Source organism: Shewanella sp. SM74, assembly GCF_025653725.1.
Taxonomy (GTDB): domain Bacteria; phylum Pseudomonadota; class Gammaproteobacteria; order Enterobacterales; family Shewanellaceae; genus Shewanella; species Shewanella oncorhynchi.
Genome location: NZ_JAKKRZ010000023.1, coordinates 61,704 through 68,398 on the forward strand (window position 1 = coordinate 61,704; position 6,695 = coordinate 68,398).

At 46.1% G+C, this 6,695-nt stretch carries 7 protein-coding genes; 6 read left to right on the top strand and 1 reads right to left on the bottom strand.

Going from position 1 to position 6,695, the window contains the following annotated elements; genetic code table 11:
* Window positions 1-22 precede the first annotated feature (22 nt).
* The 6 genes from L5M49_RS19430 to ttcA all read left to right on the top strand — a co-directional run bounded on the left by L5M49_RS19430 (window position 23) and on the right by ttcA (window position 6,408).
* Window positions 23-2,422: a heavy metal translocating P-type ATPase gene (locus tag L5M49_RS19430; RefSeq protein ID WP_131524188.1), complete on the top strand. Its 2,400-nt coding sequence runs from the start codon at window positions 23-25 to the stop codon at window positions 2,420-2,422.
* 38 nt (window positions 2,423-2,460) lie between these two features.
* A complete protein-coding gene (ccoS, locus tag L5M49_RS19435; protein ID WP_131524187.1) occupies window positions 2,461-2,709 on the top strand; it encodes a cbb3-type cytochrome oxidase assembly protein CcoS in 249 nt (82 codons plus the stop codon).
* The gene (locus tag L5M49_RS19440; protein WP_219250730.1) at window positions 2,706-3,398 is read left to right on the top strand and encodes a sulfite exporter TauE/SafE family protein; all 693 of its coding nucleotides are present in this window, start codon (window positions 2,706-2,708) and stop codon (window positions 3,396-3,398) included. The genes ccoS and L5M49_RS19440 overlap by 4 nt, the downstream gene beginning before the upstream one ends.
* Window positions 3,399-3,453: 55 nt before the next feature.
* The gene (etrA, locus tag L5M49_RS19445; RefSeq protein WP_006081599.1) at window positions 3,454-4,206 is read left to right on the top strand and encodes an electron transport transcriptional regulator EtrA; all 753 of its coding nucleotides are present in this window, start codon (window positions 3,454-3,456) and stop codon (window positions 4,204-4,206) included.
* Between the two features lie 222 nt (window positions 4,207-4,428).
* Window positions 4,429-5,361 carry a universal stress protein UspE gene (gene uspE / locus L5M49_RS19450; RefSeq protein WP_105252478.1) on the top strand — a complete coding sequence of 311 codons (933 nt, stop codon included), beginning with the start codon at window positions 4,429-4,431 and terminating at the stop codon, window positions 5,359-5,361.
* A 78-nt stretch (window positions 5,362-5,439) separates the two neighbouring features.
* On the top strand, window positions 5,440-6,408 hold the full coding sequence (ttcA, locus tag L5M49_RS19455) for a tRNA 2-thiocytidine(32) synthetase TtcA (RefSeq protein WP_173244915.1): 969 nt from the start codon (window positions 5,440-5,442) through the stop codon (window positions 6,406-6,408).
* Between the two features lie 83 nt (window positions 6,409-6,491).
* Here the strand turns inward: ttcA and L5M49_RS19460 are convergent.
* Window positions 6,492-6,695: hypothetical protein (locus L5M49_RS19460; protein WP_263266681.1), on the bottom strand; the 204-nt coding region annotated here is incomplete at its 5' end.

Here is a 6,695-nt window from a genome sequence, read left to right on the forward strand (position 1 = left end):
TTGTGGTTAAATAAGTAGCGCTATGACGTATCCAAGTTGTTTTCACTGCCAAGAGCCCGTTCTGACGGGCCAGCAGTTTGTGACTCGCATTAATGACCGTGATGAACTGATGTGTTGCCCTGGCTGTCAGGCGGTTTCTCAAGCGATTGTCGATGCGGGATTACTCAGTTATTACAAGTTCCGCACTGAGCCTGGCAGTAAACAGAATGCCCTGGTCCCCGAAGCATTAACGCAATTTAGCGCCTATGACTTGCCCGAAGTGCAGCAAGACTTTGTGCATTCTGAGGACAATGTCGAATCAGTGTCACTCTCCATCGATGGTATCACCTGTGCCGCCTGTGCTTGGTTAATTGAACACAAAGTCAAACAACTCGCGGGCGTGAGCCAAGTGCTAGTAAACTCAACCACCCAACGCGCTATGATCAGTTGGGATAAACGCAAGGTAAAACTTAGCGATATTCTCGGACAAATTAGTCGTATCGGCTATCAAGCCGCGCCATACCAAGTTGACGAACAAGAGCTCAACAATAAACTCAATAGTCGCAAATTTTTACTGCGTTTAGGCTTAGCTGGCTTTGCGACTATGCAAGTTATGATGTTCGCCCTCGCCCTTTATACTGGCTACTTCACCGATTTAGACGTGCAGTATCGGGACTATTTCCGCTGGGTTAGCATGATTTTTGCCACTCCTGTGGTGCTTTATTCAGCGCAACCCTTCTATTTTAGCGCCATTCGTACCCTGCTCAGCGGCAAACTCAATATGGATGTGTCTGTTTCGATTGCCATTGGTGGTGCCTATACCGCAAGCTGTTTTGCCACAGTGAATGGCACAGGCGAAGTGTATTTTGAATCCGTATCCATGTTTACATTCTTTTTGTTACTCGGCCGTTACTTCGAGCAAAAGGCAAGACAAAAGGCCTCGGTCAGCTCCAGTAATTTACATAAATTGGTGCCGCTCACTGCACACTTAGTCACCGAAAATGGTCAAGAAGAAATTCCGGCCAAAAAGTTACGCCTCAATGATGTGATCCTTGTAAAACCAGGGGAAATGGTTGCGGCCGATGGTGTGGTGATTGAAGGCCACACAAACATCAATGAAGCTATGCTCACTGGTGAGCAAATGCCCATTGAAAAGCAGCAAGATCAGCAAGTGTACGCTGGCACTATCAACGTCGATCAACCGATAAAAGTTAAAGTTACCGCGTTAGGGCAAGACCAACTCGTGGCGGAAATTATTCGACTGCAGGAGCTGGCATCCAATACAAAACCTGCGATAGCCCTATTAGCCGATAAATTATCCCGCTATTTCTCGGGTACGATTCTAACAATCGCGACGATGACTTATTTGGTTTGGCAACAGATTTCCCCAGAGGATGCCTTTTGGGTAACGTTATCGGTTCTGGTCGCCACTTGTCCTTGTGCCTTAGCGCTAGCGACACCGACCGCCGTCACCTGTGCAACCGCCATTTTTACCCGTCTTGGGATCATTACCCGCAAAGCCGGTGTCTTTGAAAAACTGCCGCAGATTAAACATGTGGTCTTTGATAAAACTGGCACCCTTACCTGTGGTACGCTCTCTATCGGGCAAACGCAGTGCATGGCCGATTTAACAAAGACGCAGGCCTTAGCTATTGCCGCAGCGCTGGAAACAGGCTCTCGTCATCCGATTGCGGCTGCATTTGCCCTATTTGCCGATAATACCTTGGTCGCAGAACAAGTTCACCATGAAGTCGGCTTTGGTGTTCGAGGCCGTATCGAGGGGACGGACTATTTAATTGGTAATGCTGTATTTACTGGCGCACGTATCGATACTCAGGACCCAACCCAAAAGATTTGGTTAGCACGCTCAGCCAATGAGCAGCTTGAAGTGCTGGCCAGCTTTGAGATCCAAGACAATATTCGTCAAGACAGTAAGGCCACGATTGAGATATTACAGCAACAAGGTTGCCGCATTAGTATCGCCAGCGGCGATAGCTCGGGACATGTGCATCAACTGGCCAAAGAGCTGGGAATTGAAGATGTGCACAGCGGATTAACGCCCGCGGGTAAACTTGCCCTAGTAACGAAATTACAACAGCATACTCGCGTGGCGATGTTTGGCGATGGCATCAATGATGCGCCTGTACTTGCGGGGGCTGATTTGTCGGTCGCCATGGGCAGTGGCAGTGCGATTGCCAAAAACAGTGCCGATTTGATTTTACTGGGCGATCATCTATCCCGTTTCACTCAAGCTGTCGCGGTCGCTAAACTGACCACGCAAATTATTAAACAAAATTTAGCTTGGGCGCTGGGTTACAACGCCCTTATCTTGCCTTTGGCTGTCACTGGTCATGTGGCACCTTATATTGCCGCGATTGGCATGTCGGCGAGTTCTTTGATTGTGGTCGGTAATAGCCTGAGATTATTACGGGTAAAAGTGTGATCATAATAAAACGTTTAACCAGATAGTAAGAGGTCATTATGGAAATTATTTATGTGCTTATCCCCATTGCCATGATCTTCGTCGCCATCGCGGTAATGGTATTTTTTTGGGCAGTGAAATCTGAGCAATTTGATGATCTTGACCGTCAAAGTGTTTCTATATTGTTTGATGAAAATACTGATAAACCTGGCCATCTGCCCACCTCTGCCATTCAGTCAACAGCAGAACATGATGACATCGCAGCGCAGCAAGCGATAAAAAATCAGCAAAAAGGCATGCCTTTGTGATTGAGTACAATGTCACCGGTGCCTTTCTTGTCGGCTTGATGGGAGCGGCACATTGTTTTGGTATGTGTGGCGGTTTAGTGGGCGCGTTTTCCGCCCAAATCCCTCATCCTAAAATAGGTAACCAGCTGGCCCATCAGCTTAAATATTTACTGAGTTACAATTTAGGCCGTATTTTAAGTTACACCTTAGCAGGCGGCTTAGTGGGCGCATCGTCGGCAGGTCTTGGTCACTTATTTGAGCTGGATATTTATCTGATTGTCCTGCGCATGATTGCCGGACTGATGATGATCGCAACAGGACTTTACATCGCTAAAATTTGGGTTGGAATAGTGCAAATTGAGCGTGTAGGTCAATGGCTATGGCAATATTTAAAACCGCTAGCGCAGCGTCTTGTTCCAATCAAGAATCCGAGCCAAGCAGTCATGGCGGGATTCATTTGGGGCTGGCTCCCCTGCGGCCTCGTCTATAGCACCTTAACTTGGTCGGTTGCATCTGGCTCTGCCAGCCAAGGCGCCTTGATTATGTTAGCCTTTGGCTTGGGTACTTTACCCGCCCTATTAAGCGCTGGCATGGCGGCAAAACGCCTTGCTGCATGGGTACAAAAGAAAACCGTTAGACTATTGAGCGGCTTACTGTTAATTGCCTTTGGTGGTCAAACTTTATATATCGCACTCGCGCAGCTAAACTAGCCCAAGTGAGTGAATTGGTTTAACATGGTTGCAGTGGATAAACTTGAGAATCAACATGACAATTGAACAAAATAAGAATCGTCGTCCTGCCGCTAGCGGATGCACAATCCATTGTCACGATTGCAGTATGGGTACCCTTTGTATTCCTTTTACCCTCAATGCAAGTGAGCTAGATCAGCTCGATGATATTATTGAGCGTAAAAAGCCAATCCAGAAAGGCGAGCAAATTTTTAAGTCAGGTGACGCGTTGAAATCCCTGTTTGCGATCCGCTCTGGCACCATCAAAAGTTACACTATTACCGAGCAAGGTGATGAGCAGATAACGGGCTTCCATCTCGCGGGTGATGTGATTGGTTTTGATGGTATTCACGCTCAGTTGCACCAAAGTTTTGCACAGGCCCTCGAAACTTCTATGGTCTGTGAAATCCCCTTTAATATCCTCGATGAACTTTCGGGCACTATGCCTAAGTTACGTCAGCAGATCATGCGTCTAATGAGTAATGAGATCATGAGCGATCAAGAAATGATCCTGCTGCTCAGTAAGAAAAATGCCGAAGAACGTCTAGCAGCGTTTATCAGCAATTTAGCAAATCGTTTCGGCAGTCGTGGTTTCTCACCTAAAGAATTTCGTTTAACCATGACCCGCGGTGACATTGGCAATTATCTCGGTTTAACCGTTGAAACCATCAGCCGCTTACTTGGACGCTTCCAAAAGTCAGGCTTGATTGAGGTTAAGGGTAAGTACATCACTATCCTCGACTCGCAAGAGCTGAATCTGTTAGCGGGTAATTCTCGCATCGCGAGATAGTCAATCGCGAGAGCATTAACTGTGAGAGGTCAAACCTAAATAATTGTCGCTAATAGCATAACAGTTTAATGGTAAAAGCTGTGCTTGCTAGACATGTCATGCAGATTAAGGCATGATTTTTAAGCGAGTTTTAATCAATTTCAAATGAGTTTGATCTAGAACAATACAGCTCACTGCCAAAGGCTCATGATGATATTGAGCCTATGACTAAAGGAACCTCCCATGAAGGATTATCAAAAAATACTGGTTGTAGTTGACCCTACCACTGAGAATCAAGTTGCCCTTGCACGAGCGGTCGCCTTGGCCAGTAAATGCAACGCTCAAGTCACTGTGTTTCTTTCTATCTTCGACTTCTCTTACGAAATGACTTCGATTCTGTCGAATCAAGAACGCGAAGCCATGCGTCAAGGTGTCATAGATCAACGGCTCGCCTGGATCCAAGACTTACTCGCCGCTTATACTCATCTGCAACTCAATATCGATACTCAAGTCATTTGGCATAACCGCCCCTTTGAAAGCATTATTAATCATGCTATTTCAGGGCAATATGATTTGATTGTTAAAGGCACCCATGCCCACGACAAACTCAAGGCGGTGATCTTCACTCCAACTGATTGGCATTTAATGCGTAAAGCCCCTGTGCCAGTGTTGATGGTGAAAGCCCATGACTGGCCAGCCGCGGGCAAAATCCTCTGTGCTGTGAATGTGGCAACCGAAGATACCGATCATCAAATGCTTAACGGTAAAATTATTGAGCATGCAAAAGATTTGGCGAAAAAGTTCTCTGCTGAAGTACATTTAGTTAATGGTTATCCCGGCACGCCAGTTAACTTAGCCATCGAGCTTCCTGACTTTGATGCCCAGTCATACAACGAAACCATTCGCATGCAGCATGAGCAGCGCGTGAGTTATCTTGCGGGCGCTTATGATATTAATCCAAGTCATTGCCATGTAAAAGAAGGTTTACCAGAGGATGTGATCCCTGAGCTTGCTGAAAAACTTGATGCTGAATTGGTGATCTTAGGGACTGTTGGTCGTACCGGATTTTCAGCAGCATTGATAGGCAATACCGCTGAACATGTTATCGATAGCATCAACTGCGATTTATTGGCTATAAAGCCCGACGGTTATAAATCACCGTTAGAAGAAGCCTAAGCAATACGCGGCTCTTTACCCCGCCAAAGATAGCTGGAATAATACGCGCCCTGAAACTGTGTTACTGGGCGCTTTTTTATGCTTGAAGCTATATCTGAAGTTACGGTAAATCCTATGCCGGAAGAATTATCAAAAAAACAAACTACCCGTCTGAATAAATTACAGAAGCGGCTTCGTCGTGAAGTGGGCAGCGCGATTGCCGATTACAATATGATTGAAGATGGTGATAAGATCATGTGCTGCCTCAGTGGCGGTAAAGACAGCTACGCCATGCTCGATATTTTGATGAATCTGCAGCAACGCGCGCCCATTCAGTTTGAAATCATTGCGGTTAATTTAGATCAGAAGCAACCGGGCTTCCCTGAGCATGTATTACCCGCCTATCTCGATAAGCTCAATGTGCCTTATCACATCCTCGAGAAAGATACTTACTCGATAGTGAAAGACAAAATTCCTGAAGGTAAAACCACCTGCTCCTTGTGCTCTCGCCTGCGCCGCGGCACGCTTTATGGCTTTGCTCAGCGTATCGGCGCCACTAAAATCGCCCTAGGCCATCACAGGGATGACATTATCGAGACCTTGTTCTTAAATATGTTCTTTGGCGGTAAGATGAAAGCAATGCCGCCAAAGCTGCTGTCGGATGATGGCGCCAATATCGTTATACGTCCCCTAGCCTATTGTCGCGAGAAAGATCTCGAAGAATATGCCAGCTTAAAAGAATTTCCAATCATTCCATGCAACTTGTGTGGCTCACAGGAAAACTTAAAGCGCGCCGCTGTCAAAGACATGCTAAATCAATGGGATAAACAATACCCAGGACGCATTGAAACAATATTCACCGCCATGCAAAACACCGCACCATCACAGGGTGTTGACCGTGAGCAATTCGACTTTGTGTCTCTAACACGTGACCCAGATGCGCCTATGCGTGGTGATGTTGCTGAAGCCAATCTACCTGCATTCGATTTTCTTGATATCGCCAATAGTGGTCGTATCGATTTGGATGCAGCAAAACGCATTGATATTGTTAACACTTACGAAGTCTAACTTAGACTGAATTTAGCGCCTATTCAGTAAGAGAAGTTGAGGGTCCGCCGGGATTCTGGAATATTCCGCCAAATCAGACCTAATTAGTTGTTATCTTTAGATATTGAACGATTCTGACTATCGGCCCCCTTCAATTCAATGAACCATCTGTCCATAATGTCTTTTTGTGCATTGGCAGTCGATTTCAACGATTGTACTTCAATGATAAGTAAGGCGTTCTTGTCAGTCTGCTCCGCGAGTTGCGTGTTTAACGAATTAATTCGAGACGTTGCCTGTTGATACCTATC